The sequence below is a fragment of the Microbispora triticiradicis genome, assembly GCF_005864065.1.
GTDB lineage: Bacteria > Actinomycetota > Actinomycetes > Streptosporangiales > Streptosporangiaceae > Microbispora > Microbispora triticiradicis.
The window spans coordinates 253939-279139 of record NZ_VANP01000001.1; the positions used below are offsets into that span (position 1 = coordinate 253939).

Consider the following 25201-nt stretch of genomic DNA (forward strand, 5'->3'; position numbering starts at 1 on the left):
CGCCCACGGCATCGATCCTGGAGTCTCCGGTTACTTGAGACTCAAGTGCCGTTCCGGACAAGGGCTCAGCCCACAACGCGAGTGGCGAGCATGCCGTCGACGGCGGCGAGGAACTCCGTCGGTTCGCCGGCATGTGCGTTGTGGCCGGCCGCGGCGGTGGTTCCGGGGCGGGCGGTCGTTCCGGGGTCGGGCCGAGACCGGCCTCAGGGATCAGGTCGCGAGGGCGGTGCGGCGGCCGCGGCGGGCCACCTCGCGCTCCAGGTACCACTCCACGGCCAGCAGCGGGATCGTCCAGCCGAGCCAGCCGGACAAGCCCGAGATCGTCCACGCCATCAAGTCGGGATCGCCGCGGAAGACGGTGTCCTGCAGCGGGGACAGGGCGATGATAAGGATCACGGTCCACACCCGGTTGGTGATGATGGAGTAGGTCAGCACGGCGCTGCGCAGCATCCAGCGCCGGTGGTCGGCGTACCGGCGGGCGCGGGCGGCGCGCCAGCCCGCCAGGGTGAAGGCGAGCCACAGCAGGGCGAGGAGCACGTCGCTGACCGTGAGGAACAGCCCGAACGGGGAACGCGCCCCGATGACCAGACCGGTCAGCCCGGCGGGCACCACCCCGGCGAACACGTAGACCCGCCCGGCGCGCCGGTGCCACACCCGGTGCCGCCGCCGGAACCACGGCCACACCTGGAAGAACGCGGTGACCATGGCGACCGAGGCGAACAGCACGTGCGCGACGAGCAGCGGGTAGTGCAGGCCGAACCCCTGTGGCTGCGGCACCCGGGACAGCGACGGACCCCCGGTCAGGTACGGCGGCAGCGAGAACGCGAGGAACCCGGCCGTGACCAGGCCGAGCGGCGCCGTCCAGCGGCGCCGCCACCACGGACGCCGGTGGGCCGATACCGGCGGAGGACTGTCGATCGTCGTGTGCATGACGGCTCCAAGAGGACGGTCGAGGATGCGTATCCCATACGCTCAATGCGTATCATATACGCAATGCGTAGACCATACGCAAAGTGGTAAGCTCCCTGGAATGCCGGACGACATCGGGAACGAGCTGCCGCACGCGCTGAACGTGCTGTGGGGGCGGGCCAAACCGAAGGGGCGGGGACGCACTCCCGCGCTCAGCCTGGAGCGGATCGTGGCGGCGGCCATCACCCTCGCCGACGAGGAGGGCCTGGCCGCGCTGTCCATGGCCCGGCTCGCCGAACGGCTCGGCTGCGCGCCCATGTCGCTGTACCGGCACGTGACCGGCAAGGACGACCTGCAGCTGTTCATGCTGGCCGCCGCGCCCGGCACACCGCCGGAGTTCGGCACGGCGCCGGCCGACTGGCGCGGCTCACTCACCCGGTGGGCCGTCGAGCTGTTCGGCGTCTACCTGCGGCATCCGTGGATTGCCCAGCTGGCGAACTCCCCGCCGATGGACCCCGGCCAGCTCGCCTGGCTCGACGCCGCGCTGCGCTCCCTCGGCGGCACGCCGCTGGACCCGCGGGCCCGGTTCTCGGTGGTCATGCTGGTGCTGCACTACGTGCGCGGCGCCGCCCAGCTCCTCACGTCCATCCCCGCCGAACCGGAGGAAGGGGCCGACAGGGCGTACGCCGCCCTGCTCACCGAGCTCGCCGACCCCGACCGGTTCCCGGCGCTGGCCCGCGCCGTTGAGGCCGGGGTGTTCGACCCCCAAGCGGGGGCCGCTCCGGACGACGACTTCCGCGCCGGCCTTGACCACCTGCTCGACGGGGTGGGAGTGGCGATCGAACGCGCCGCCGGGGCCTGAGCCGGGTCAGCGGGCCGGCGCTGCGCCAGGAGGCGCGGACCTTCGGCCCGCACAGCCGAGGCGGCCGGACCCTGCGCCTCGAAGCGGAGTGCGAGCGCCTCGTCGGTTTCGGCGCCGCCCGCTTGCTCCGCGACGAGCCGGCGCCTCCTGCCGGCGCGGGCTAGATCGTGTCGGCCGATCCGAAGAACAACGAGTTCCGCCTGGGCTGAACGACGGGGAACCTCACCCCGGTGAGGTCTTCGGAGACGGCCCACAGCCGCTGCTGGACGGCTACCTCGTACGACTCCGAACTGGAGGTGACCAGCCGGGGGTGGCCCATGACCTCGAAGCGTCCGCCGGGACCGTAGTACTGGCCGCCGAGCACGGCGGGGTCGGTGGCGGCGCGCAGGGTCGGCAACGCGCCCATCGCCGGCGTCTGGGTGATCAGCGGCGCGAGCCAGGTGAGCGGAAGCCGGAGGGCCGCGGGGGTGTTGCGGGCGAGCTCGGTGCTGGACACGCCGGGGTGCGCGGCCACCGCGACGGTGGTGCCGTGCGTGGCGAGCCGGCGCTGCAGCTCGTACGTGAACATCAGGTTGGCCAGCTTGGACTGACCATAGGCGGCGACCCGGCTGTACGACCGCTCCCACTGCAGGTCGTCGAAGTGGATCGCGGCCCGGATGCGGTGGCCGGTGCTGCTGACCGTCACCACGCGTGAGCCGGGCACCGGCAGCATCAGGTCCAGCAGCAGCCCGGTGAGCGCGAAGTGGCCGAGGTGGTTGGTGCCGAACTGCATCTCGAAGCCGTCCCGGGTGGTCTGCTTCGGGGTGTACATCACGCCGGCGTTGTTGATCAGCAGGTCAATCCGGTCGAGCCGGGACCGCAGCGCCGCCGCCGCGGTCCGGACGGAGTCGAGCGAGGTCAGATCCAGCGCCTGTACGGTCACGTCGCCGGTCATACCGGCCGCGGCCTGCTCGCCCTTCTCGACGTTACGCACGGCGAGGACCACGGACGCCCCGCGCTCGGCGAGCGCCTTGGCGGTCTCGTACCCCAGTCCGGTGTTGGCCCCGGTCACCACGGCCACCCGCCCACGTTGGTCCGGAATGTTCGCCGTCGTCCACTTCTCACCCATGCCAGGCCCCCAACTAACGTACCGAAGGCATCTTCCTCCCGCAACGCTAAAGTACCTTCGGTACGTTGTCAACGTACCGAAGGTACTTAAATTAAGCTGGCGACCGTGACTTTCCAGCGGGCGCGAACCGAAGAGCAGCGGGAGATCCGCCGGCGGGCGATCCTCGACATGGCGTCGGCGATGCTCCACGAGATGCCCGTGGCCGCGGTCACCCTGAACGAGCTCAGCCGCCGGGTAGGCCTGGCGAAGCCGAACGTGCTGCGCTACTTCGAGTCTCGCGAGGCGGTGCTGCTGGAACTGCTGGACCGCTTCCTGCAGGAGTGGCTGACGGAACTGGCGGGCGAGCTGGCCGCCGGCGTCGACGAAGATCTACCCATGGCCGAGCGAGCGGCAGCGGTGGCAGAGATCCTCAGCCGCTCGCTCTCCAGTCGAACGGTGCTGTGCGACCTCTTCGGCGCACAGGGCGGCGTCCTGGAACACAACGTCTCCGTCGAGGTCGTGGCACGCTACAAGCGCGCCTCCCTGGACCGCCTGACAACCATGACCGCCCTGATCCAGAACTACCTGCCGGAGCTGGGCGAGAATGCGACACTGTTCAGCCTGCAAACCATGGTCATGGCCGGCGCGCTGTCGGCGTACAGCACACCCCCACCCAGCCTGCAGGAGGCCTACCAGGCCGAGCCCGACCTCGCCCGCTTCCACTTGGAGCTGGAAGACTCCTTGAAGCTGGCCCTGACCGCAACCCTCCTGGGCGTGCTACCCCGCCGCTGACCTGCCTTGCACTGGGCAGGTCCTGGAGCCTCGATCCACGGCCGGGACCAGGCCCGTCGGGCAGGCGGCCCACCCGGATTGGTCACCTAGCTCGACCTTGGTGCCGCCGATGCCGCAGTAGCCGTCTGGCGCCTTGAAAAGGTATTGCTGGCGGTAGCGGTTCACTCCAGGCAACAAGTCGTGCTACGACCTTGCGACATTCCGCTGTCCATGGTGGACCAGCCACAGTCCGCCGTCCGCTGGATCGCCGGCTGGGCCAACGGCGGAACACGGTAAGGCGGCGGTACTGATGGCGGCCTCCATCCCCGCACCTGGACGAGTGCCTGAGTCCGCACTGGGAGATGCGCCAAGTTCCGGGAGCGGGAGGCTGGAAACCGACGATCGTTCCGGAACGCGCTTCCAAGTATCACATTGGGCCGGACCAAAGCCGTGGACGAGCTGCCGTATCACAATGTGGTCGCGCCCTTGTGCGCAGCCGCGCGAGCCGTGCCAGGGCGGCGGCCGGCAACGCGACGGCCGGCGCCAGCAGCGCAACGAGCATGGCGTTCCAGTACGGCAGCGCCTGGGTGGAGTGGTCATAAAGACGGGAACCGATCGTCGCGTACACCGACCAGACGAACAGCGGCCCCGCCATGCCCGCCAGCACTCCCGATCCGACGTCCGCGTCCTGTCGTGCCGCAACCCACGCGGCCACTGCGGCGGCCAGCGCGATCGACACGAAGACTCCCGCCGGGAAGTCGTCCAGCCGGTGGGTAGCGTCGCCGGCGGTGAACAGCAGGACGAAGCAGACCAGTCCGAGGCGCGTCCCGGTGTGCCGGAGCGCGGCGGCGCCTGCCGCCGCGCCGACGCCGCCACCCGCGAGGGACGCCATGAGCGCCACGGCCGGGGGGTCGTACGACGCGCCGAGCGCCTGGAGGTACTGCAGCGGCCCGGCCGTCACCGCACAGCCGAGCCACGCGGCCAGGGGCGGCACCAGGAAACACCCCCGGCCGGCGGGCATCCGGGACGCGACGAGCGAGGCCAGCACCACCGAGGCCGCGGGATACCAGAGGGCGTGGGTCAGGTCGCGGTACCAGCCCGGCCCGTCGTACTCGTGGTAGGCCTCCCACAAGGTCATGCCCAGTGCCTTGCCGGCGACGATCTGGCCGCAGGCGAGCACGGCGGCGAGGGCAGCCGTTATTACGATCGCGAGCATGGGGTGCCCGGCCTCGCCGGGATCGGCGTGCGGCAGCCCACCGATCCCGGTCGGGTGCGCACGAGTCACTTCAGCGGGATCGGCATGCGGCACCGTGACCGGATGCGCGGGGGCCGCCTGATCGGCCTGCGCCCTGGGCAGCCTCCTGGCCGCGATCACGTAGGCGAGCACGGCCCCGATCACCCAGCCTGGCCAGCCCGGCCGGACGGCCATGGCGTCGGCGAAATCCGGACCGCCGCCGAAAGCGTCCTTCAGCATCTCGCCGATCAACACAGCCGAGGCGCTGCCGTACAGGGTCGCGACCGCGGCCCTGGCTGGTTTGCCCCGCAGGAGGCCCCCCGCCACCAGGCCGGTCAGCACCCCCGCCGACTCAAGCCCGCCGGTCACCCTGAGGAGCAGAGACACGCCCGGGCCCACGACCGCTGCCACGATCACCGCGAGCACGATGCCCCGCACCTTCGACATCCACCCAGAAAATCACGACAAGACACAGCGTGAGGGCAGATTTCGGGGCTCCACGCCGAGCGGCTCAGGCGGGGCCCACGGCGGCATCAGAAACATGAAACCTCTGAGTGACGCGACGCCGCCCGGAGATCTCACGAGCGCGCTGCTCCTCACCGGAGATCATCAGGCCGAAGGGGCGGGAGACACCGGTGCCACCGATGCCGCAGTAGCCGTTCGGCACCTTGAAGAGCTGGTGGTAGCGATGCACTTCAGGCGATAGATCAGCTCACGCCGCCGGAGCACGCGGAGTGATCCGCACCTGAAGACCGGCGTTCAGCGCCCTGGCCAGGCGCTCAAGAACCGGCAACGTCGGGACGATACCTTCGGCCTGGAAGCGCGCACCGCTGACTGTGTCATCCTCAGCCGCACGGGCCTACTCGCTCTGGCTCCAGCCACGAGCTTCCCGCATCTTCCGCACCGTCCGACCGAGTCCGACGGCAAGGTGAGCCGCCTCATGGGTCTCCGCGGCACGGTGCTCGGCCATCCGCTGAACCTTGAGATCCGCCCCGCGGCCGATGCCCCGATCCCGGCCGCTCGCCATACCGCCGACCGGTGCGCCGATCGGCGACGTCTCAAGCCGATGAGCGGGCGTGGCGGACTCCGCTGCCACGACCGCCGACTATCGGATTTCGATGATGACCTTTCCGAACGGGCTGGTCGACTCGTAGTACCGGAACGCCGCGCCGGCTTCCTCGAACGGGAACACTCGGTCGATGACGGGCCGAAGCCGCCGTGCGGCGATGATCTCGTTCATCTGGGTGAACTGTGCGTGGCTCCCGACGGCCAACGCCCGGACCGTCGCGGCGACACCGAACAACAGGCGAGGGTCGAGTGGCCGCCAGTCACCCGAAACGGACCCGACGAACGCGACGTGTCCGTTGATGGCAAGCGACTTCAGTGACTGCTCCAGAGGTCCGGCGGTGTGGACGACCCGATCCACCCCGCGCCCGCCGGTGATGCCGCGGACCGCGGTGTGCCAGTCGGGAACGGCGCGGTAGTTGACGACCTCGTCAGCGCCCAGGTCGCGGAGGCGCTGGTCTCTTTCCGTCCGGCCGGTCGTAGCGATCACTCTCGCGCCGAGAAGTTTGGCCAGTTGTACCGCGAACAGTGACACGCCGCCCGAGCCGGTGGTCAGCACTGTGTACCCGGGCTGGATCCCAGGACCGTCCCCGGTCAGCGCGTTCCACGCGGTCACCGCGGCACACGGCAGCGTCGCGGCCTCGGCGTAGGAGAGGTGGTCGGGAATCGGGACGAGGGCTTGCTCCGGGAGGACGGCGAGTTCGGTGAGCATGCCGTCGAGGGAACCTCCCAGTTGTGGCAGGTACGACGGTTGCAAGGGGCCGTCCAGCCACTGCGGGAACAGCGTGGCGGTGACCCGGTCACCCGGTCGTACCCGCTGGACGCCCGGCCCCACGGCGATGACCTGCCCGGCACCGTCGGACACCGGGATGACATCCGGCTTGACGGGCAACACGTACTGCCCGCGCAGCACCAGCAGCTCGCGGAAGCTGAGCGAGACGGCGTGGACCATGACCGCGACTTCGCCGAGGCCTGGCGTGCGCGGTTCGCGGGTTCGCAGCGACAGCCCCTCGATGCCGTCGCCGCTGTTGACGTGGTAGCTCCGTACGGACGATGGCAGTGCAGCCGTCATCGCGGTCATCCCTCGATGAACTGGTAATCGCTGACGATGCGACCGTCCGCGCCCAGCATGAGGATTTCCAGCCCGATACCGGCCGCATCGCCACCGCCGCGAGCCACCATCTCCCAGCGAAACTTGACCACGTCGTGGAGCCGTTCGGCATCGCCGCGGGACCGGAAAACGAAGGCGCCCGGGGCGACGAACTCCTCGTACGCGCGCGTCACCCGCAGTTCCAGTGCGTCATAACCTCGAGCCTCCAGTACGAGACGATCGAACCCCAGCCCTTCAGCGGCCTGTCGCATCTCCTGAGGCGGCTGCAGGATATGGACCGCGTCGGGGGACCACAGCTCGCGAATGGCGGCGCGGCGACGCTCCGGGTCGGGTTCACTCCACACCGCGACATAGCGGTCGGTGAGATTCTTCAGGTCGGTGTCGGCCATGACGATCCTCAGGTCGTGGTTGATCGTTTGCGACCTCGAATATGCTGCGCCGGACGCACCGCGACAATTCCTCGAAGGGAATCGCCGACTGGTGCCATGCCCGGTAAACAGGAGGAATGATCACCGAATCGGCAAGCGGCGGACTCGCGGGGGCGCTGCGTGAGTGGCGCACCCGCCGACGCGTCAGTCAACTCGAACTGGCGGTGCGCGCCGGCACCACGCAACGGCACGTCAGCTTCATCGAGAGCGGACGCTCGGTCCCTGGCCGGTCGATGATCATACGGCTGGCCGAGTCACTCGAGGTGCCGATCCGCGAACGCAACGAACTGCTCCTCGCCGCGGGGTTCGCGCCCGCGTACCCACAGACCGACCTGGACGATCCCCAGTTGGCAGCGGTACGAACCGCCCTCGACCGCGTCCTGCACGGCCACCTGCCGTACCCGGCCGTGATCGTCGACCGGCACGGCGACCTCGTCTCGGCCAACGCCGGCTTCCAGGTGATCATCCGCGGAGTGGACCCGCACCTGCTCACCCCACCGGTGAGCGTCCCCCGAGTCCTGCTGCACCCTCAAGGACTCGCGCCGCGCATCCTCAACCTCGACGAGTGGGCATGGCACATCATCGAACGCATCCACGCCGAGAGCACGCGGAACCCGAGCGATCGGCTCCAGCTGCTCGCCGCGGAACTCGTCGACATGGCGCCGCCGCGTCCACGCCAACTGCCGCCGCATCATCTCGGCTTCGCGGTACCGCTCCACCTCCGCATGAGCGAGCCGGAGAACCGGGAACTGCGACTCATCACCACACTGACTCACTTCGGTACCGCCACCGACGTCACCATCGCAGAACTGCGATTGGAAGCATTCCTACCGGCCGACGAAACGACCAGCACCGCGCTGACCGAGCTCGTTACGTGGTGAACGCCATCTGCTAAGGCCGCGTATCGGATGTTGCCGGCGGAATCTCGCCTGCTCGCACGGCTCTGGCCCTCGATCGGCACCGGGCTTGCCGGGCGACCGAGGGCCAGGATCAGTCAGTTGCCGCAGATCAAGCGTCACCGGCAGTCAGGCCGACCGGGCAGCTCACACCGGTGCCGCCGATGCCGCAGTAGCCGTTCGGCACCTTAAAAAGGTATTGCTGGTGGTAGCACTCCAATTCAGGCAGTAATTCGCAGCTAGCGCGGGTTGGACCGAAAGTCAGCCCAGAGGTCGACCGCCTGCTGCAAGTCGAGAGCGGCGACGTCCTCGCGAGACATACCGACCGTGTAGATCAGGCGATCCGCGAGCCAATCCGGCACCGGCTCCCTGGAGGGCGGTTGCTCGACACGAATGTGAGCGGCCAGCGCGCCCAAGCGTTCGATGACCCGGCCAAGCTGCACCACCTCGGGACGCCCCCCACCGGCAGCCCGAACCCTGGCTGTGGCCTCGGCGTAGACCTCGCCATCGGCCCTCTCGCCCACAGCCCATACTTCACAGATCTCGATCGACTTGTCGTCCGTGATCCGATAGACGACCCGCCAGGTGTTGCGCCCGACCACGAGCTTGCGAAAGCCGGTCAGCTCCCCGCCCAGCGGATAACCCGCCTCGGGATTGTCGAGCAAAAGAAGGATCTTCTTGAGCACCTTGGGCGCGGCGTCCGGACCGATTCGCCGCAGATCATCGACCGCCGGAGCCGTGAAGACGACGTCAGACACGGGCTACTCGTCGTCCGGCAGCGCGGCCAGCGACTCCCGCGTGTGCCCGAAAGCGGAGAGCACGTCATCGAGCGGGACACGCTCTCCGGTGTCGGTGACCGAGCGTGCGAGCACGAGCGCCAAGTCCCGGAGATCGGCGGCGGCCTCCTCCAACTCTTCCAGGCGCCGAATGCTGACAACCGCCGCCACCGGCTGATGCCGACGGGTCACCACCAGATCGGTCCCACGCTCAGCGTCAGCGACGAGACGCGCCACCCCACGCTGAGCGGCTTCTGTGACACTCAGCGCGGCAGCTTCATGCAGCACGGTCATACCACTACTGTACAGGAGTCTGTATAGAAAATGCAGGAGGCGCTCAGTTCCCGCAAGGCGATCACCGTCGGCAGCGCGGATCCGATCTCATCGCTGCCCCTCGTCACCTTCCCAAGGGGCAACGACTCACAGTCCTGCCAGGTGACTGATCAGGCCTCGCCGGCGGTCAGGCCGACGGGGCAGCTCACATCGATGCCGCAGTAGCCGTTCGGCACCTTAAAAAGGTATTGCTGGTGGTAGTCGTATCGCTGGGGCAATAATTCTGCGCCTACGCCCGCACGAGGCGGACTGCCTTTCCGCAGAGCTTGCTCATGTCGTCCTCGTCCGAGGTGAGGACGATGACGGGCCGGGTGGAGCGAAGAGCCGTGGCGGCCACGACGGCATCGATCGCGTACTTGTGGCCGTGAAGACCGCTCTCACGGAGCAGATCCAGCGCGTGGACGGAGACCTCCTCGGTCACCGGCTCGACACGCAGCCGGGACAGATGCCAGCGCAACCGGTCGTTTGTCACCCGGCCGTCGAAGGCCTCGATAGGTGTCAAGGCACTGATAACAACGCGGAAGTCGTTGTTCTGTGCCTCTCGGACGATCGCCGTGACTCGCTGGTCGGCCGCGCACCACTTCGAGAGTCCCTCGGAGTCAAGGATGACCGTCCCCGCACTCAGCTTGCTTCGTGCGCGTGCCATCCACGCTCCTCCTGTAGCTCCGGGGCGGACTTCACGCTACGGAACAGCTGCTCGGCCTCGTCCCGCAGATGCTGCGGGATGGGACCGCACTCGTTCTCGTTCGCCTGCAGGGCCTCCTCCAGTAGGTCCCGCTCGATCTGCCGCTCCACAGCGGCGTCGACGTACGCGGAGAACCCGCGCGCGCCGACACGCTCCTTGATGGCACGGATGTTGCCGGCCCGCAAGGAGACGCTCACCTTGGCTGCGGGCCCTTCCCCCGGCGGGAAGGCTTGTTCAGGCGTACTCATGGCGGCAGTTTACTACTACAAGTAGCAAACCACCGGCACCGGACGCAGGAAACCTCCGAGTAGCGCCAGGCCGCTATTAGCAGCGAGCTGTTCTTCTCGGCGGCTCCCGATCTGGAGAAGCGCATATCCCGCCTTCGCACGGACGCTCAGAGCTTCGCGGCGACGGCTCAACGACGACAGGCCCGCTCCGCTACCGACGTGGCCGAGATACGGCGGCGGTGGTTCCTGTCGGAGGGTGAGGGCGGCCTACCGCTCTCGCTGAAGCGGTCCTACATCCGGGAGGCGCTGCACGCCGTGATCATCTACCCGAGCGGCAAGGGGCGCAGGCGCTTCGATCCCGACCTTCTTGAACTGGTCTGGCGTGAGGACTGAGGACACGAGAACGCCCAAGACGTCCAGGACGTCTCGCGGTCGGCGGTAGCTCCTCCAGCCTTACCGCCAGGCGACAACCCCCTTACCAGCCTCCCGCCACAGCCGGACGTCTACGGACGCCGCTGGACGCCAGCGGACACCTTGGGACGCCGTCAAAGACGTCATGCCAATTCCGGCTTCGGAACTGACCGGTACGCATACGCGTCCTACTGGGGTAGAACAGAACTGTAAGAAGTCACCGTCTCCCTGACGGAATGACACAGGCGAGAAGCTACGCGACCCATTTTCCGGCGTGCATGAGATCCGGGCGGCAAACAAAACAACTAACGCCGTACCGCTGGAGGGACCCGGCCCAGCGGCAGGCGTCACGCCCTTTCACTTTCTGGTCGCACACTCCCAGGTTCTCTCGCTGACGTGCCCGTGTTCGGCCGTTCGGCTGCTGGCTCACGGTGCTCGGCGTCTGTTCCGCATGCGCGGCGGTGGCTCCACCCGCGAGGAAAGGAGCCCACCTGACCACACAGACCCTCATGTCTGCCCAGGAGTGGGGCAGACGCAAAGCCGCCGAGTCTCCTCGTTGGTCTGCCGACAAGTGGCACCGGGTGGCCACCGTTCTCGGTGCCGTGCTGGCCGACGAACCTGGCCGTACCGAGCCCGCCGACGAGAAGAGCGGGAGGGATGCCGCGTGAGCGAGCTTCCTCCCTTCTCCCCCGATGTCCTCGCTGCTGCCCAGCGCGCCGCCATGCCGGACTTCACCCGGTGGCAGGAGATGGTGCGCGCGACGGGTGGCTGCGCCCAGCCGATCCGGCTGCAAGGTCACCGGATCACCTTCGATGCCGGGTTGGAAGTGCTGGACGTCTACCGGACGGCCGACGAGCCGACCGGGTACCTGCTGACGGCGTGCGGCAACCGTCGTGCGTCCCGGTGCCCGGCCTGCTCGGAGGTCTACCGGGACGACACCTACCACCTGATCCTGTCCGGCCTGCGCGGCGGCAAGGGCGTCCCCGAGGACGTGAGTGCCCATCCCCGCGTGTTCGCTACGTTCACGGCCCCCTCGTTCGGCGCGGTCCACGCTCGTCGGGTGAAGGGGGACAAGGTGCTGCCGTGCCGTCCCCGGCGGGACAACCCGGTGTGCGCGCACGGCAGGCCGGAAGGCTGCGTGGTCCGCCATGCCGACAATGACCACCAGGTCGGGCAGCCGATCTGCGTGGACTGCTACGACTACCGGGGCGCGGTCCTGTGGAACGCGCACGCCGGTGAGCTGTGGCGGCGCTTCACTCAAGCTCTGCCCGCGACGTTCGCCCGGCACCTCGGCGTCTCGCGGGCCGAGCTTCGGCGACGGCTGCGGCTGTCGTACGCCAAGGTGGCCGAGTATCAGGCGCGGGGCCTGGTCCACTTCCACGCGGTGATCCGTCTCGACGGTCCGGATGGTCCGTCCGATCGTCCGCCGGACGGGGCGACCGTGCCGGTGCTCCAGGAGGCGATTCGGGAAACCGCGGCTGTGGTCTCGGTCCCTGTGCCGGATGATGACCCGTCGTTCGTCGGCCGGTGGGGCACGCAGCTCGACGTGGACCCCATCTATGTCGCGACGGAGTTGGAGGGTATCGCGGATCAGCGGGTGGCGGCCTACATCGCCAAGTACGCGACGAAGGGGGCCGAGTCGGCCGGGACCGTGGACCGGCCCATCCGGGAGGTCGCCGACGTTGCACGGCTCGATGTCACCGAGCACGCGCGGCGCATGATCTACACCTGCTTCGCGCTCGGCCACGATCCGGCCTACCGGCTGATCCCGCTGCGGCAGTGGGCGCACATGCTCGGCTACCGGGGCCACTTCTCGACCAAGAGCCGCCACTACTCGACCACTCTCGGCGCGCTGCGTCAGGTACGGGCCGATCACCAGGCCGAGCGGGCGCGGGAACGGCGGGGCCTGCCTGCTCGTGATGAGCGGGAGACGTTGACGGTCGGCCAGTGGCGCTTCGCCGGGAGCGGCTACCGGAACGGCGAACACCTGTGGGCCGAACTGATCCGGCAACGCATCGCCACCGCTCGCCGGATCGCCCGTGAACGGGGAAAGTCGGCCTGACCTTGCGGGATGTGCGGCGCGAGTGGTGCGGCCGGCGCAATGCCGTAGGCACCCGAAGGGCCGCGAAGCGGTTGGGCCGGCGGCGCCACGGCGGAACGCTACTGCCCTCGGCTCATCGGCTCTACGCTTGGTGCGCCTTCCATCGTCTCGCTGACAACCGATAGAAGGCTGAAGGCCCTCGAACTCGTTCGGGGGCCTTCACTCGTCTTCGGTGTCGCGCCGGGGCGGGCCGCCGGTCTCGGGGTCGGCGACGAAGGTTCCCTTGCCGAGCACGGTGTAGATGTCTCCTGCTTTGAGCAGTTCGTTGATGACGCGGCGTGCGGTGCCCTTGGCGATGCCGAACTCCTCGGCCATGCGGGGTTCACCAGGGATGGGGTGACCCACCTGGTATTCGCCCGTCCGGATACGCCGTCGTATCTCTTCGAGGACGGCTTCCCATTTGAGCTGGTCAGGCCGGAACTCGATCACGCGCTCAAGAGTAGGAACGAAAGCGTTCCATGTCGTTACCACAGGTACCTAGAGGTACCTATGAGAAGGGCTAGGTAGGACTAGGAAGGTCGGCGTACGCTCAACCCGTCAGCGAGACAGATGGGAGAGCCATGCGTCAGAACATGATCCGCAACCGGACCGCCGACCAGCAGGCGGGCATCCTGGCCGCCCTCGGCGACCTACTCCGATCCCAGGAGGTCCGTACCCGGCTCATCAGCCACATCACCCTGCGGATGACCGGGCTCCCCGTCTGGGACCCGGCAGTCTCGGAGCTGGACATCTACGGCCTCGGCGGACAAGTCGCGACGGTCACCATCGACCAGAAGCACAAGCCCTGCCGCTTCCTGATCAAGCTACCGAAGTCCGGGACCGTCGTTCCGCTATCCACGGTGGACCAACCACAGTCCACCGTCCGCTGGATCGCCGGCTGGGCCAACGGCAGGACACGGTAAGGCGGCGGTACTGATGGCGGCCTCCATCCCGCCCCTGGACAAGTGCCTGAGTCCGCACTGGGAGATGCGCCAAAAAGATCACGTGAAACTCGTCTGGCATGAGCCCTTCGAGGGGGTCCGGCGGTCGCGAGCACTCGCCTGGACCTGCGACTGCCGGGCTGTCGTCTACGAACTCCTCCAGGCCGGTGGGCAGGCGTTCATCCGCAAGACCACCCAGACCGAACCCACACCGGGGATCGAAGAGAGCACCGCTGGCCCATGGAGGAGGCGCGCAGAGTGTGGCATGCCCTGCTCCTCGGCGAGATGCGATAGACAGTCCAGCCCTCGCGCGGCCCCGCTCACCTCCGGCGGGGCCGCACTCGCGTTTACGACCCGCGCCACTCCTCCCCCGCCCCCGATAGCTGCCGACATCAGTGGCCCGACCGAGGTGTCAATGCCGTCTTCGCGTGTCCGTCCACCCACGACGTACACCGCAACCCCACACCCAACCCGCACAGACGGCGTTGACACCGACCAAGGGCCACGAACAATCGAGCAGCGGGGGCGGAAGAGGTTGGAGGTGCCCAACTAGAGAAACAGCCAGGCGTCATAAGATGCGCGGTATTCCGAATCGTTATAACCGTAGAATCCCCGACCATGACTACCAATCGGACCGTGTCGTTCGATGTCCACGTCAGCTACCGTCTGATCTACCTCGCCGACCTCGCCGACGACATGTGGGCTCCGGAAACCTTCCCCGATGACCACCCCGAGCACCCCGTGGGCATCATTCGGGTGAAAGACGGTAAAGGTCTCCTGGTCACGGGCCTGCACACGGGGACGGTCGGCTTCTCGGTGACCGTGTCGGACCGCGATCCAGAGCCGGACGTCAACGAGTACGAGGACATCGTGGAAATCAGCTTCCACACCCAAACAGGACGGATCTTCCTTATCGAGTGGGGAGGCGAGGGATTTCACAAGCTACCCGACTTGTCGTCAGGCCCGGGCTGGTACCGGTTGCGGTATCACGCCGTCCACATGGACCGGGCCACAAAATCGGACTGCTCGACGGATGCCATCATCGATCGTTATCTGCTGCAGATCTGGCCACATAATGAGTCCATCCCCCAAGTAGTCAAGAGCACGAGTCACGCGCTCACCTACTGGCGCAATGCGAAGTGACCTCCCAACGCTCCAGCTCACTTGGGCTCGATCGCCAGGATGAAAAAGGTTAACTGAATGGCTTTTCAGTACGCTGCGCGCGGCCCGAGTCGCTGGCGGCCGGGATCGGCCCCCAGGCCGCATGCCCGGCCGCCGAGCGGACGCAGAGCCGCGCGGCGGCGCGGAGCGCCGTCGCCTTGACCCTGTAGTGAAGGTTCTCGCCGAAGACGGCTCTGGCCCTCGATCCGCGCCGGGCTTGCCGGGCGACCAAGGGCCAGGATCAGTCAGTTACCGCAGGTCAAGCCTCACCGGTGGTCAGGCCGATCGGACACGCAACGCCCGTGCCTCCGATCCCGCAGTACCCGTTAATGTTGCGGAAAAGGTACTGCTGGTGATAATCCTCGGCGAAGTAGAACTCCCCGGCGGGGGCTATGTCGGTGGTGATCTCGCCGTACCCGGCGTCGGTCAGCACCTTCTGGTACGCCTCCTGGGACGCCAGGGCGGCCTCCAGTTGCTCCGGGCCGTGGGTGTAGACGGCCGACCGGTACTGCGTGCCGACGTCGTTGCCCTGGCGCATGCCCTGGGTGGGGTCGTGCGCCTCCCAGAAGACCTTGAGAAGCTCCTCGTACGACACCTGGGCCGGGTCGAAGACCACCCGGACGACCTCGGTGTGCCCGGTGAGGCCGGAGCAGACCTCCTCGTACGTGGGGTTGGGCGTGTACCCGCCCGCGTAGCCCACCGCGGTCGAGACGACGCCCGGGGTCTGCCAGAACTTGCGCTCGGCACCCCAGAAGCAGCCCAGCCCGAACTCGGCGATCTCCGTTCCCTCGGGGTACGGCGGAGCCAGCGGCGCGCCGAGGACCTGATGGCGGGTGGCCACCGGCATGATCTCGGCCCGGCCCGGCAGCGCGTCCGTGGGCTCCACCATCGTCGTCTTGTCCCTGCCGAACAGCCAGCCCATCGTGAACCTCCCCTTCTGTTCTGCCAACACCAACCACCCACCCGGCCGCGTTGTTCCTCCCGTAAGGATTTCTAAACGTCAGGCGTAGAGCTCCTTATTTGTCCTGAATCGAGGTAAGCAGCGAAGATAGGCGACATGCCTGATACCCGCCGTGGCCTCCTGTTCGGCGTCGCCGCCTACACGATGTGGGGTCTGTTCCCTCTCTACTGGCCCCTGCTCAAGCCGTCCGGCGCGGTGGAGATCCTCGCGCACCGGATGGTCTGGTCGCTCGTCGTGGTGGTCGCGGTCCTCGCCGTACGACGTCACTGGTCGTGGATCCGCACCATCACCCGACGCCAGCTGATCCTCCTCACCGTCGCGGCCGTCACGGTCTCGGTGAACTGGGGCACCTACATCTACGCCGTCAACACCGGCCACGTGGTCGAAAGCGCCCTCGGCTACTTCATCAACCCCCTGGTCAGCGTGCTCTTCGGGGTGCTGGTCTTCCGTGAGCGGCTGCGCGTGTGGCAGTGGGCCGCGGTCGGCCTGGGCGCGGTCGCGGTTCTCATCCTGACGCTCGACTACGGGCGCCTGCCCTGGATCGCGCTCGTGCTCGCCTTCAGCTTCGGCACGTACGGCCTGGTCAAGAAGAAGGCGGGGGTGGGCAGCGCGGAGAGCCTGACCATCGAGACCCTCGTGCTGCTGGTGCCGGCCCTGGCCTACCTGCTCGTCCTGGAGGCGACCGGCACGGGCACCTTCGCCCACCACGGCGCCGGCCACGCCCTGCTGCTGGTGGCCGCCGGCCTGATCACCGCGGTGCCGTTGCTGTTCTTCACCGCCTCGGCGCTGCTGGTCCCCCTCACGGTCATCGGCCTCCTGCAGTACATCGCGCCGGTGCTGCAGTTCCTCTGCGGCGTGCTGATCGTCCACGAGACCATGCCCGCCAGCCGGTGGGCCGGCTTCGTCGTCGTCTGGCTCGCGCTGAGCGTCTTCACCTGGGACAGCATCCGCGCCGCCCGCGTCTCCCGCCGCGAGCGCGCCGCCGAGCTCCAGACCGTGTAGTACGCCCCCGGGAGTACGGCTCCCGCCACCGACGGGGGGACGACCTCGACCGGCCGCAGCGGCGAGGATCGGCCCATGAGCAAGGACTTCCGCTTCGGGATCGTCGCCGGCCTGGCCCCCGACGCCGCCGCGTGGACGGCCACGGCCCGCCGGGCCGAGAACCTCGGCTACTCGACCCTTCTCGTCCCCGACACGCTGGGGACGCTCCCTCCGCTGCTCGCCATGACCGCGGCGGCCACCGCCACGACGACGCTGCGCGTGGGCACGTTCGTGCTGGCCGCGCCGTACCGCAATCCCCGGCTGCTGGCACACGAGCTGGCCGGGCTCGACTTCCTGTCCGGCGGACGGCTGGAGGTCGGCCTGGGAGCCGGCCGCCCCGCCGCCGAGCGGGACGCCCACGCGCTCGGCATGCCGTACGGCACCGCGGGCGAGCGCGTCGCGCAGGTCAGGTCGGTGATCGACGAGGTGCGGACGGCGTTCGCGGCGGGCGGCCTCAGCGTGCGCCCTCAGGGGCCGCCCATCCTGGTCGCGGGCGCCGGTCCCCGCATGCTCGCGCTCGCCGCGGAGGCGGCCGACATCGTCGCGCTCGCGGTGCCCGCCCACACGCCCGAGGAGGGCCTGCGCGGGCCCGTCGGCATCCTGCGGGAGACGGCCGGGGCGAGGTTCGACGACATCGAGCTGAGCATGAACCTCTTCCAGGTCGGCGACGCGCCGGCCCCGTGGCTGCCCGAGGGGTCCCGCACCATCCCCGACGGCGCGGCCGCCGTGCTGCGCGGTTCGCCCCGGGAGATGGCCGACACGCTGCTGCGCCGCCGTGACGAGCTGGGCGTCTCCTACGTCACCGTCAACGGCGTCTACGCCGACGCGTTCGCCCCCGTCGTCGAGATCCTCACCGGCCGCTGACACGCGCCTCTCGGCGGCGTCAGCGCGTGGCCCCGATGCGCGACCGGGTGCGTGCGGGCGCCGACTCCGGCAGCGAGGCGAGGATGTCGGCGAGCGTGACCCCCGCGAGGCTGCCGCGCCACGCGGCGTGCGCCTCGCCCATCTTCTCCGCGATCACACAGATGCTCCGGCAGTCCTCGGGAGGCAGCGCCCCGCGTCCCCTCTGGCGGATCTCACGGCACTCATACGGCGAAGACGCGCCGTCGACGGCCTCGACGATCTGCAGCAACGTGATGTCCGAGGCCGCCCGCCCGAGCCGGAAGCCGCCCCGCGGGCCGGTCATCGCGGCCAGCACACCGGCCTTCACGAGCGCCTGCAGCTGCTTGGCCAGGTAGGGCGCCGGGACGTCGTAATACTCAGCCAGCTGTGCCGCCGACGCGGTGGCGCCCGGCTCCAGCTGCGCCAGCGTGGTGGCGCAGTGCAACACCCACTCGGTGCTCGCGGGCAACTTCATAGGCCGTAGTATATTGCAGACATTACGGACCTTTTTTGTCCGAGATAGCATGGCATCGAGTGAAGGAGAAGACCATGCGAATCGCAGTCGCCGGCGCCACCGGGAACATCGGGTCGCTCACCGTCGCCGCCCTCGAACGGGACGGGCACGATGTCGTACGCATCAGCCGGTCCCTCGGCGTGAACCTGCTGACCGGTGAGGGGCTGGACGACGCTCTGGCCGGCGTCGAGGCGGTGGTCGACGCGATCAGCTCGGAGGCGACCGACCGGGACGAGGCGGTGGCGTACTTCGGCACGACCACCCGCAACCTGCTCGCCACCGAGGAGCGGGCGGGCGTCCGTCACCACGTGCTGCTGTCGATCATCGACATCCACCGGGTGGAGGGCAACGCCCACTACGCCGGCAAGCGGGAGCAGGAGCGCCTGGTCTCCGCCGGTCCGGTGCCGTGGACGATCGTCCCGGTCGCGCAGTTCCACGACTTCGCCGAGATGGTGGTGAGCTGGACCGAGCAGGACGGCGTCGCCACGATCGCACCGCTGCTCGTGCAGCCGATCGCGCCCGCGGACGTGGCCGACGTCCTCGCCGAGATCGCCGTGGGCGCGCCCCAGGGCCGCTACGCCGACGTGGCCGGTCCCGAGCCGCAGGACCTCGTCGACATGGCCCGGCGCACCCTCGCGGCGCGGGGCCGTACGGTCAAGCTCGTGCCGACCTGGTCGGGACTCTTCGACACGTCGATGGCCGGAGACGTGCTCCTTCCCGGAGAGGACGCCCGCATCGCGCCGACCACCTTCGACGAGTGGCTCGCCGACCAGAAGTAGATTTCGTGCTCCGCCATCGGCCGGACGGGGCGGCCCCGGCCCGCGGAGACGTCAGGCGAGCGCCGCCTCGGCTCTGGTGTACGCCGCCTCGGCGAGGTGTCAGCCCGTGCGCTCGACGACGTAGTCGCACAGGGCGACCAGAGCCGCACGGGCGGGGATGTCGGGCAGGCCGGCGAGGGCGGTCTTGGCCCGGTCGGTCCAGCGGATCAGCTCGGCGCGGGCCTGCGTCATCGCGTGGTTGGCCCGCAGCAGCGTGAGCGCCTCCTCGACGTCCTCCTCCGCCACCGGCCCCGACAGCAGCGTACGCAGCCGGGCGTCGGCGGGGTCGTCCGAGGCCAGGGCGTGCAGCACGGGAAGTGTGCGGATGCCCTCGCGCAGGTCGGTGCCGGGCGTCTTGCCCGAGTCGGCCGTGGGCGCGGCCACGTCGATGAGGTCGTCGCCGAGCTGCCAGGCCACGCCGATCGCCTCGCAGGCGTCGGTGAGGCGGTCCACGACGTCGGCGGGGGCCCCGGCCAGCATGGCGCCGAAGCGGCCCGAGGTGGCGATGAGAGAGCCCGTCTTGTCGGCGAGCACGCTGATGTAGTGGGCGACCGCGTCGCGGCCCTCGGCCGGGCCGATCGTCTCGCGGATCTGGCCGCGCACGAGACGGGAGAACGTGCGCGCCTGGATCCGGATCAGCTCGCTGCCGAGGTCGGCCAGGATCTCCGACGCCTGGGCGAAGAGATAGTCGCCGGTGAGGATGGCCACGGTGTTGTCCCACCGGGCGTTGGCGGACGGGGAGCCCCGGCGCACCGGGGCCTCGTCCATCACGTCGTCGTGGTAGAGCGTGGCCAGGTGGGTCAGCTCGATGACGACGGCCCCGGGCACGACGCCGGGAGCGTCGTGGGTGCCGAACTGGGCGGCGAGCAGCACGAGCGTGGCCCGGAACCGCTTGCCGCCCGCCTCGATGAGATGCCGGGACGCCTCCGTGACGAAGGCGTCCTCGCTCTCGACCGACGAGCGCAGCAGCTTCTCCACTGCCGCGAGACCGTTCGCCAGGTCCTCGGCCAACCGCTCGTCGACGAAAGGAATGTCCACTACGGGCGGCGCGGCCATACGGAGATCTCCTATCGGACGAACAGGGACTGCGCAGCCGTGTGCGCGAGGTCAAGCACGGGCTGAGGGAACACCCCGAGAACTACCGTAGCCAATGCCGCGATACCTACCACAGCCGCGGTCCCCCGGGAGGGCAGGACGACGGACGGACCGTCGGCGGCCGGGTCGCTGAAGAACATCAGCACGATCACCCGCACGTAGAAGAACGCGGCGACGGCCGAGGCCACCACGCCGACGATGACCAGCGGCAGCGCGCCCCCGCTGACGGCCGCCTGGAAGACGGCGTACTTGCCGAAGAACCCGCTGGTCAGCGGGATACCGGCGAAGGCCAGCAGGAAGAAGGCGAACGTGCCAGCCAGCAGCGGCGAGCGCTTGCCGAGCCCGGCCCAGCGGGACAGGTGCCACGCCTCGCCGCCCGCGTCGCGCACCATCGTGACGACCGCGAACGCGCCGACCGTGGTGAAGCCGTACGCCACCAGGTAGAACAGCAGGCCCGACAGGGCCGCGGTGTTCTGCGCGGCGCTGCCGGTGGCGATCACGCCGATGAGCAGGAAGCCGCCGTGGGCGATCGAGGAGTAGGCGAGCATCCGCTTGATGTCGGTCTGCGTGATCGCGAGGATCGCGCCTACCACCATCGTGAGAATCGCCACACCGTAGAACACCGGGCGCCAGTCCCAGTCGAGACCGCCGAGGCCGACCCAGAACACGCGCAGCAGCGCGCCGAAGGCGGCCACCAGGGTGCCGGAGGCCATCAGCGCCGTGATGGGCGTGGGCGAGCCCTGGTAGACGTCCGGCTTCCACGCCTGGAACGGCGCCGCGCCGATCTTGAACAGCAGGCCGACGCCGAGCATGGCCGCGCCGATGTAGAGCAGCGTGTCCTGGCCGCCGACCGAGCCGAGCGCGAGGTTGATCTTCGCGAGGTCGACGGAACCGGCGTAGCCGTACAGCAGGGCGGTGCCGTACAGGAAGAACGCCGAGGAGAAGGCGCCGAGCAGGAAGTACTTGACCGCGGCCTCCTGCGACAGCAGGCGGCGACGGCGCGCGAGGCCGCACAGCAGGTACAGCGGCAGCGACATGACCTCCAGGGCGACGAACGCCACCAGCAGGTCGTTGGACGCCGGGAAGAGCAGCATGCCGCCCACCGCGAACAGCAGCAGCGGGTAGACCTCGGTGTGCGCGGCGCGCTCCACCAGCGACTGCTCCTCCTCGGCCGACCCGGGCAGGGCCGCCGCGGAGCCGACGAAGTGCTCCTCGTCCTTGATGAGCAGCACGCTCACGAAGGCGAGCACGAGGATCGTGCCCCAGATGAACAGCGCCGGGCCGTCGACCGCCACCGCGCCCATGGCCGCGGGCTTGGTCGGCACGCCCTTGACCGCCTGCCACACGGTCAGCGCGAACGCGCCGGCCAGCGAGAGGAGCGTGAGCGGCAGGTGGACCGCCGAGCGCAGGTAACGCGGCGCGAACGCCTCCACCAGCACACCGGCGATCGCCGCGCCGAAGACGACGAGCATCGGCGCCAGCAGGGCGTACTCGATGGTGGGCGCCTCAATGGTGCCGTTCACTTGCCCTCCTGAGCAACGGGTACGGCCGGCTTCGGGTCCGTGACCGAGACGCTGGACAGCGTGTCCTTCACGGCGGGATTGATCACGTCGAGCAGCGGCTTGGGATAGAAGCCGAACACCAGCAGCAGCGCGATCAGCGGCGCCACCACGAACTTCTCCCGCGCGTTGAGGTCCGGCAGCGCCTTGACCGACTCGGCGGTCGGGCCGTTCATCGTCCGCTGGTACATCCACAGGATGTAGATCGCGGCGAGGATGACGCCGGTCGTCGCGATGACGGCGGGCACGAGGTACCGCTCGTAGGTGCCGATGAGGACCATGAACTCGCTGACGAACGTGCTCAGGCCGGGCAGCGAGAGGCTGGACAGACCCGCCACCAGGAACGTCCCGGCGAGGATCGGCGCCACCTTCTGCACGCCGCCGTAGTCGGAGATGAACTGCGAGCCCCTGCGGTAGATGAGGAAGCCCGCCACGAGGAACAGCGCGCCGGTCGAGAAGCCGTGGTTGACCATGTAGAGCGTCGCACCCGAGCCCGCGTTGGTCGTCATGGCGAACACGCCCATCGCGATGAAGCCGAAGTGCGACACCGAGGTGTACGCGATGAGCCGCTTCATGTCGGTCTGCCCGATGGCCACGATCGCGCCGTACACGATGCCGATCACCGACAGCGTGATGACCAGCGGCGTGAAGAACTTCGCGGCGTCCGGGAACAGTTCGAGGCAGAAGCGCAGCATGCCGTACGTGCCGACCTTGTCGAGCACGCCCACGAGCAGCACGGCCGCGCCGGCCGGGGCCTGGGCGGCGGCGTCCGGCAGCCAGGTGTGGAACGGCCACAGCGGCGCCTTGATCGCGAAGGCGACGAAGAAGCCGAGGAACAGCCACTTCTGCGTCGTCACGTCCTGGATGGTCCCGACCAGGTCGGTGAACATGAACGTGCCCTTGCCGGCGATCGAGTAGAGCGCGATCACCGCCACCAGCATCAGCAGCCCGCCGAACAGCGAGTACAGCAGGAACTTCACGGCCGCGTACGACCGCTGCGCCCCGCCGTACGACCCGATCATGAAGTACATCGGGATCAGCATGGCTTCGAAGAAGACGTAGAAGAGGAAGACGTCGGTCGCCGCGAAGACGCCGATCATCATGGCCTCGAGCACCAGCAGCAGCGAGAAGTACGTGCGGACCGAGCGCTTGCCGGCCTCGGCGTCGTGCCACGAGGCGAGCACCACGATCGGCACGAGGATCACCGACAGCAGGATCAGCACCAGGGCGATGCCGTCCACCGCGACGCCGTAGTGGACGCCGAACGCGGGGATCCAGTCGTACGTCTCGGCGAACTGGAACTTGTCGCCGTTCGGGCTGAACTGGACCGCCATGGCGACGGTCAGCGCCAGCACGATCAGCGACACCACGAGGGTGAACTGCTTGGCGAGCTTGTCGTTCCGGACAAGGGTCACGCCCAGCGCGCCGAGTACGGACACGCCCATCAGGGTTGAAAGCCAGGGCATCACAGGTTCCCTACGACGAGCCAGGCACCGGCCAGGACGGCCGCGCCCAGGAAGATCGACAGCGCGTACGAGCGGACGAACCCGGTCTGGATCCTGCGCAGCCGCCCGGAGGTCCCCCCGATGCCGGCGGCCAGGCCGTTCACCAGGCCGTCGACGCCGCGGTTGTCGAAGAACACGGCCAGGCGGGTCAGCCACTGGCCGGGGCGCATGAACAGCGCCTCGTTCAGGGCGTCGCCGTACAGGTCACGACGGGCGAAGGTGGTGAGGAACGAGCCGCGCGGGGCGACCGCCGGCACCTCGGCCGCGCCGTACCGGAACCAGGCGAACACCGCGCCCACCGCGACGAGCGCGAGCGTGGCCAGACCGGTGAGGCTGAACGGGTGGAAGGACGGCATCTCCTCCGGCGCGCCGACGGCCGGCGCGAGGAAGGTCATGAACCGGTTGCCGAGGACCAGGAACGCGCCCAGGCCGATCGCGCCGATCGACAGGATGATCAGCGGCCAGGTCATGACGGCGGGCGACTCGTGCGGGTGGGCCGTCGGCTCCCAGCGCTTGGCGCCGAAGAACGTCATGAACACCAGGCGCGACATGTAGAAGCCGGTGATGCCGGCGCCGAGCACGGCCAGCCAGCCGAGGACGGCGTTGTGCTCCATCACGGTCTCGATGATGCCGTCCTTGGTGAAGTAGCCGGACAGCAGCGGGAACCCGATGATCGCGAGGTAGCCGATGGCGAACGTCGCGAACGTGACCGGCATGACCTTCCGCAGCGCGCCGTACTTCCTCATGTCGACCTCGTCGTTCATGGCGTGCATGACCGAGCCGGCGCCGAGGAACATGTCGGCCTTGAAGAAGCCGTGCGTGATCAGGTGCGCGATCGCGAAGGCGTAACCGGCCGGGCCGATGCCCGCGGCGAGCACCATGTAGCCGATCTGCGACATCGTCGAACCGGCCAGCGCCTTCTTGATGTCGTCCTTGGCGGTACCGATGATCGCACCGGCGAGCAGGGTCGCCACACCGACGATCGTCACGACGAGCTGCGCCGTCTCGGCGCCCTGGTAGATCGGGCCGGACCGGACGATGAGGTAGACACCGGCGGTGACCATGGTCGCCGCGTGGATGAGGGCCGAGACCGGGGTCGGGCCTTCCATCGCGTCGAGAAGCCAGGACTGCAGCGGCAGCTGGGCCGACTTGCCGCACGCGCCGACCAGCAGCAGCAGGCCGATCGCGGTGAGCGTGCCCGAGGACGCCTTGTCCGCGTTCGCGAAGACGTCGTTGAAGGCCAGCGTGTGGAACGTCGCGAAGATCGTGAAGAGGCCGATCAGCAGGCCGAAGTCGCCGACGCGGTTGACGATGAACGCCTTCTTGGCCGCGGTCGCCGCCGAGGGCTTGTGCTGCCAGAACCCGATCAGCAGGTACGACGCGAGGCCGACGCCCTCCCAGCCGACGAACAGCGCGACGTAGTTGTCGGCCAGCACCAGCAGGAGCATCGCCGCCACGAACAGGTTCAGGTAGGCGAAGAACCGCCGCCTGTTCGGGTCGTGCGCCATGTAGCCGATCGAGTAGATGTGGATCAGCGAGCCCACACCGGTGATCAGCAGGCAGAACGAGATCGACAGCGGGTCGACCAGCAGGCCCACCTTCGCCAGGCCCGGGACGAATTCGTACAGCTCGATGCCCCGGCGGCGCTCGCCGGGGGCGAAGCCGAGAAGCTGGACGAACGACAGCGCGGCCACCGCGAACGAAGCCACGGCCATGAGCACCCCGAGCAGGTGGCCGATCTTGTCGGTCCTCCGGCCGCCCAGCAGGAGGATCGCCGCTCCCACCAGGGGCAGAGCGATCATCAGCCAGGCGGCCCCGATCGCTCCACCGGAGTGCTGGATGATCTCAG

Annotated in this window: 26 protein-coding genes and 1 pseudogene; 10 read left to right on the forward strand and 17 right to left on the reverse strand. The window is 68.8% G+C overall.

The features are described 5' to 3' along the window. Window positions 1-210: 210 nt before the first annotated feature. Entirely contained in the window at window positions 211-930 is a 720-nt protein-coding gene (locus FED44_RS01220; RefSeq protein ID WP_138459476.1) for a DUF2306 domain-containing protein, read from the reverse strand. Window positions 931-1030: 100 nt separating this feature from the next. On the opposite strand from FED44_RS01220, the gene FED44_RS01225 reads away from it, so the two are divergent. Continuing rightward, the gene (locus FED44_RS01225; protein ID WP_111700561.1) at window positions 1031-1771 is read left to right on the forward strand and encodes a TetR/AcrR family transcriptional regulator; all 741 of its coding nucleotides are present in this window, start codon (window positions 1031-1033) and stop codon (window positions 1769-1771) included. Between the two features lie 160 nt (window positions 1772-1931). On the opposite strand, the gene FED44_RS01235 is transcribed toward FED44_RS01225, so the two are convergent. Further along, window positions 1932-2879 carry an SDR family NAD(P)-dependent oxidoreductase gene (locus tag FED44_RS01235; RefSeq protein ID WP_138459477.1) on the reverse strand — a complete coding sequence of 316 codons (948 nt, stop codon included), beginning with the start codon at window positions 2877-2879 and terminating at the stop codon, window positions 1932-1934. A gap of 105 nt (window positions 2880-2984) precedes the next feature. Between FED44_RS01235 and FED44_RS01240 the strand changes: the two genes are divergently transcribed. Then, the gene (locus tag FED44_RS01240; protein ID WP_138459478.1) at window positions 2985-3650 is read left to right on the forward strand and encodes a TetR/AcrR family transcriptional regulator; all 666 of its coding nucleotides are present in this window, start codon (window positions 2985-2987) and stop codon (window positions 3648-3650) included. A 406-nt stretch (window positions 3651-4056) separates the two neighbouring features. On the opposite strand, the gene FED44_RS01250 is transcribed toward FED44_RS01240, so the two are convergent. The 3 genes from FED44_RS01250 to FED44_RS01270 form a co-directional block, all read right to left on the reverse strand. Next, window positions 4057-5310: a hypothetical protein gene (locus FED44_RS01250; RefSeq protein ID WP_138459480.1), complete on the reverse strand. Its 1254-nt coding sequence runs from the start codon at window positions 5308-5310 to the stop codon at window positions 4057-4059. Between the two features lie 658 nt (window positions 5311-5968). Further along, window positions 5969-7000: a zinc-dependent alcohol dehydrogenase family protein gene (locus FED44_RS01265; protein WP_208758785.1), complete on the reverse strand. Its 1032-nt coding sequence runs from the start codon at window positions 6998-7000 to the stop codon at window positions 5969-5971. Window positions 7001-7005: 5 nt separating this feature from the next. Next, window positions 7006-7428 (reverse strand): hypothetical protein, encoded by a 423-nt coding sequence (locus tag FED44_RS01270; RefSeq protein ID WP_138459481.1) that lies wholly within the window; start codon window positions 7426-7428, stop codon window positions 7006-7008. A gap of 116 nt (window positions 7429-7544) precedes the next feature. On the opposite strand from FED44_RS01270, the gene FED44_RS01275 reads away from it, so the two are divergent. Next, on the forward strand, window positions 7545-8348 hold the full coding sequence (locus tag FED44_RS01275) for a helix-turn-helix domain-containing protein (protein ID WP_111700554.1): 804 nt from the start codon (window positions 7545-7547) through the stop codon (window positions 8346-8348). 127 nt (window positions 8349-8475) lie between these two features. On the opposite strand, the pseudogene FED44_RS37000 reads toward FED44_RS01275, so the two are convergent. The 5 genes and pseudogenes from FED44_RS37000 to FED44_RS01305 all read right to left on the reverse strand — a co-directional run. Next, window positions 8476-8580 (reverse strand): annotated as a pseudogene (locus tag FED44_RS37000) (peptide-methionine (S)-S-oxide reductase MsrA); the annotation flags it as partial. A 22-nt stretch (window positions 8581-8602) separates the two neighbouring features. Then, on the reverse strand, window positions 8603-9121 hold the full coding sequence (locus tag FED44_RS01285; RefSeq protein ID WP_111700553.1) for a type II toxin-antitoxin system RelE family toxin: 519 nt from the start codon (window positions 9119-9121) through the stop codon (window positions 8603-8605). Between the two features lie 3 nt (window positions 9122-9124). Then, entirely contained in the window at window positions 9125-9433 is a 309-nt protein-coding gene (locus FED44_RS01290) for a type II toxin-antitoxin system prevent-host-death family antitoxin (RefSeq protein WP_138459482.1), read from the reverse strand. A gap of 268 nt (window positions 9434-9701) precedes the next feature. Next, on the reverse strand, window positions 9702-10118 hold the full coding sequence (locus FED44_RS01300) for a PIN domain-containing protein (RefSeq protein WP_138459483.1): 417 nt from the start codon (window positions 10116-10118) through the stop codon (window positions 9702-9704). Then, window positions 10094-10405 carry a hypothetical protein gene (locus tag FED44_RS01305; RefSeq protein WP_138459484.1) on the reverse strand — a complete coding sequence of 104 codons (312 nt, stop codon included), beginning with the start codon at window positions 10403-10405 and terminating at the stop codon, window positions 10094-10096. Before FED44_RS01305 ends, FED44_RS01300 begins: the two co-directional genes overlap by 25 nt. A 198-nt stretch (window positions 10406-10603) precedes the next feature. On the opposite strand from FED44_RS01305, the gene FED44_RS35540 reads away from it, so the two are divergent. Both FED44_RS35540 and FED44_RS01310 read left to right on the forward strand, forming a co-directional pair. Next, window positions 10604-10777, forward strand: a complete 174-nt coding sequence (locus FED44_RS35540; RefSeq protein WP_167521354.1) for a hypothetical protein — start codon at window positions 10604-10606, stop codon at window positions 10775-10777. 682 nt (window positions 10778-11459) lie between these two features. Then, window positions 11460-12857 carry a replication initiator gene (locus FED44_RS01310; protein WP_138459485.1) on the forward strand — a complete coding sequence of 466 codons (1398 nt, stop codon included), beginning with the start codon at window positions 11460-11462 and terminating at the stop codon, window positions 12855-12857. 198 nt (window positions 12858-13055) lie between these two features. On the opposite strand, the gene FED44_RS01315 is transcribed toward FED44_RS01310, so the two are convergent. Then, window positions 13056-13325: a GntR family transcriptional regulator gene (locus FED44_RS01315; RefSeq protein WP_138459486.1), complete on the reverse strand. Its 270-nt coding sequence runs from the start codon at window positions 13323-13325 to the stop codon at window positions 13056-13058. 131 nt (window positions 13326-13456) lie between these two features. Between FED44_RS01315 and FED44_RS01320 the strand changes: the two genes are divergently transcribed. Together FED44_RS01320 and FED44_RS01325 are read left to right on the forward strand one after the other, a co-directional pair. Next, complete coding sequence (locus FED44_RS01320; RefSeq protein ID WP_111700549.1) at window positions 13457-13798, forward strand: hypothetical protein; 342 nt, start codon at window positions 13457-13459, stop codon at window positions 13796-13798. A 654-nt stretch (window positions 13799-14452) separates the two neighbouring features. After that, window positions 14453-14959 (forward strand): hypothetical protein, encoded by a 507-nt coding sequence (locus FED44_RS01325; protein WP_154956552.1) that lies wholly within the window; start codon window positions 14453-14455, stop codon window positions 14957-14959. Between the two features lie 277 nt (window positions 14960-15236). Here the strand turns inward: FED44_RS01325 and msrA are convergent, their stop codons facing one another. Continuing rightward, window positions 15237-15899, reverse strand: coding sequence for a peptide-methionine (S)-S-oxide reductase MsrA (gene msrA, locus FED44_RS01330; RefSeq protein WP_111700547.1), 663 nt, complete (start codon window positions 15897-15899; stop codon window positions 15237-15239). Between the two features lie 135 nt (window positions 15900-16034). Between msrA and rarD the strand changes: the two genes are divergently transcribed. Both rarD and FED44_RS01340 read left to right on the forward strand, forming a co-directional pair. Further along, window positions 16035-16940 carry an EamA family transporter RarD gene (gene rarD / locus FED44_RS01335; protein WP_138459488.1) on the forward strand — a complete coding sequence of 302 codons (906 nt, stop codon included), beginning with the start codon at window positions 16035-16037 and terminating at the stop codon, window positions 16938-16940. Window positions 16941-17015: 75 nt separating this feature from the next. Then, window positions 17016-17843 (forward strand): TIGR03621 family F420-dependent LLM class oxidoreductase, encoded by an 828-nt coding sequence (locus FED44_RS01340; protein ID WP_138459489.1) that lies wholly within the window; start codon window positions 17016-17018, stop codon window positions 17841-17843. A 19-nt stretch (window positions 17844-17862) separates the two neighbouring features. On the opposite strand, the gene FED44_RS01345 is transcribed toward FED44_RS01340, so the two are convergent. Continuing rightward, window positions 17863-18336 (reverse strand): RrF2 family transcriptional regulator, encoded by a 474-nt coding sequence (locus FED44_RS01345; RefSeq protein ID WP_111700544.1) that lies wholly within the window; start codon window positions 18334-18336, stop codon window positions 17863-17865. Between the two features lie 74 nt (window positions 18337-18410). On the opposite strand from FED44_RS01345, the gene FED44_RS01350 reads away from it, so the two are divergent. Beyond that, window positions 18411-19154 carry an SDR family oxidoreductase gene (locus FED44_RS01350; protein WP_138459490.1) on the forward strand — a complete coding sequence of 248 codons (744 nt, stop codon included), beginning with the start codon at window positions 18411-18413 and terminating at the stop codon, window positions 19152-19154. A 99-nt stretch (window positions 19155-19253) separates the two neighbouring features. Here FED44_RS01350 and FED44_RS01355 read toward each other — a convergent pair whose 3' ends face one another. Genes FED44_RS01355 through nuoL form a run of 4 tightly spaced genes read right to left on the reverse strand, consistent with a single transcriptional unit; the run spans window position 19254 to window position 25154 of the window. Continuing rightward, window positions 19254-20249 carry a polyprenyl synthetase family protein gene (locus FED44_RS01355; protein ID WP_111700542.1) on the reverse strand — a complete coding sequence of 332 codons (996 nt, stop codon included), beginning with the start codon at window positions 20247-20249 and terminating at the stop codon, window positions 19254-19256. Window positions 20250-20260: 11 nt separating this feature from the next. Continuing rightward, a complete protein-coding gene (gene nuoN, locus FED44_RS01360) occupies window positions 20261-21811 on the reverse strand; it encodes an NADH-quinone oxidoreductase subunit NuoN (RefSeq protein WP_111700541.1) in 1551 nt (516 codons plus the stop codon). Continuing rightward, window positions 21808-23313: an NADH-quinone oxidoreductase subunit M gene (locus tag FED44_RS01365; protein ID WP_111700540.1), complete on the reverse strand. Its 1506-nt coding sequence runs from the start codon at window positions 23311-23313 to the stop codon at window positions 21808-21810. Before FED44_RS01365 ends, nuoN begins: the two co-directional genes overlap by 4 nt. Next, window positions 23313-25154 carry an NADH-quinone oxidoreductase subunit L gene (gene nuoL, locus FED44_RS01370; RefSeq protein WP_138459887.1) on the reverse strand — a complete coding sequence of 614 codons (1842 nt, stop codon included), beginning with the start codon at window positions 25152-25154 and terminating at the stop codon, window positions 23313-23315. The genes FED44_RS01365 and nuoL overlap by 1 nt, the downstream gene beginning before the upstream one ends. Window positions 25155-25201: the final 47 nt, after the last annotated feature.

Bases quoted from the DNA above. Each gene is read 5' to 3' on its own strand.
- FED44_RS01265 (WP_208758785.1), bottom strand. From the start codon at position 7,000: ATGACGGCTGCACTGCCATCGTCCGTACGGAGCTACCACGTCAACAGC.
- FED44_RS01365 (WP_111700540.1), bottom strand. From the start codon at position 23,313: ATGCCCTGGCTTTCAACCCTGATGGGCGTGTCCGTACTCGGCGCGCTG.
- FED44_RS01220 (WP_138459476.1), bottom strand. From the start codon at position 930: ATGCACACGACGATCGACAGTCCTCCGCCGGTATCGGCCCACCGGCGT.
- FED44_RS01345 (WP_111700544.1), bottom strand. From the start codon at position 18,336: ATGAAGTTGCCCGCGAGCACCGAGTGGGTGTTGCACTGCGCCACCACG.
- FED44_RS01270 (WP_138459481.1), bottom strand. From the start codon at position 7,428: ATGGCCGACACCGACCTGAAGAATCTCACCGACCGCTATGTCGCGGTG.
- FED44_RS01300 (WP_138459483.1), bottom strand. From the start codon at position 10,118: ATGGCACGCGCACGAAGCAAGCTGAGTGCGGGGACGGTCATCCTTGAC.
- FED44_RS01305 (WP_138459484.1), bottom strand. From the start codon at position 10,405: ATGAGTACGCCTGAACAAGCCTTCCCGCCGGGGGAAGGGCCCGCAGCC.
- FED44_RS01340 (WP_138459489.1), top strand. From the start codon at position 17,016: ATGAGCAAGGACTTCCGCTTCGGGATCGTCGCCGGCCTGGCCCCCGAC.
- FED44_RS01350 (WP_138459490.1), top strand. From the start codon at position 18,411: ATGCGAATCGCAGTCGCCGGCGCCACCGGGAACATCGGGTCGCTCACC.
- nuoL (WP_138459887.1), bottom strand. From the start codon at position 25,154: ATGATCGCTCTGCCCCTGGTGGGAGCGGCGATCCTCCTGCTGGGCGGC.
- FED44_RS01225 (WP_111700561.1), top strand. From the start codon at position 1,031: ATGCCGGACGACATCGGGAACGAGCTGCCGCACGCGCTGAACGTGCTG.
- FED44_RS01320 (WP_111700549.1), top strand. From the start codon at position 13,457: ATGCGTCAGAACATGATCCGCAACCGGACCGCCGACCAGCAGGCGGGC.
- FED44_RS01275 (WP_111700554.1), top strand. From the start codon at position 7,545: ATGATCACCGAATCGGCAAGCGGCGGACTCGCGGGGGCGCTGCGTGAG.
- msrA (WP_111700547.1), bottom strand. From the start codon at position 15,899: ATGGGCTGGCTGTTCGGCAGGGACAAGACGACGATGGTGGAGCCCACG.
- FED44_RS01290 (WP_138459482.1), bottom strand. From the start codon at position 9,433: ATGACCGTGCTGCATGAAGCTGCCGCGCTGAGTGTCACAGAAGCCGCT.
- rarD (WP_138459488.1), top strand. From the start codon at position 16,035: ATGCCTGATACCCGCCGTGGCCTCCTGTTCGGCGTCGCCGCCTACACG.
- FED44_RS01235 (WP_138459477.1), bottom strand. From the start codon at position 2,879: ATGGGTGAGAAGTGGACGACGGCGAACATTCCGGACCAACGTGGGCGG.
- FED44_RS01250 (WP_138459480.1), bottom strand. From the start codon at position 5,310: ATGTCGAAGGTGCGGGGCATCGTGCTCGCGGTGATCGTGGCAGCGGTC.
- FED44_RS01355 (WP_111700542.1), bottom strand. From the start codon at position 20,249: ATGGCCGCGCCGCCCGTAGTGGACATTCCTTTCGTCGACGAGCGGTTG.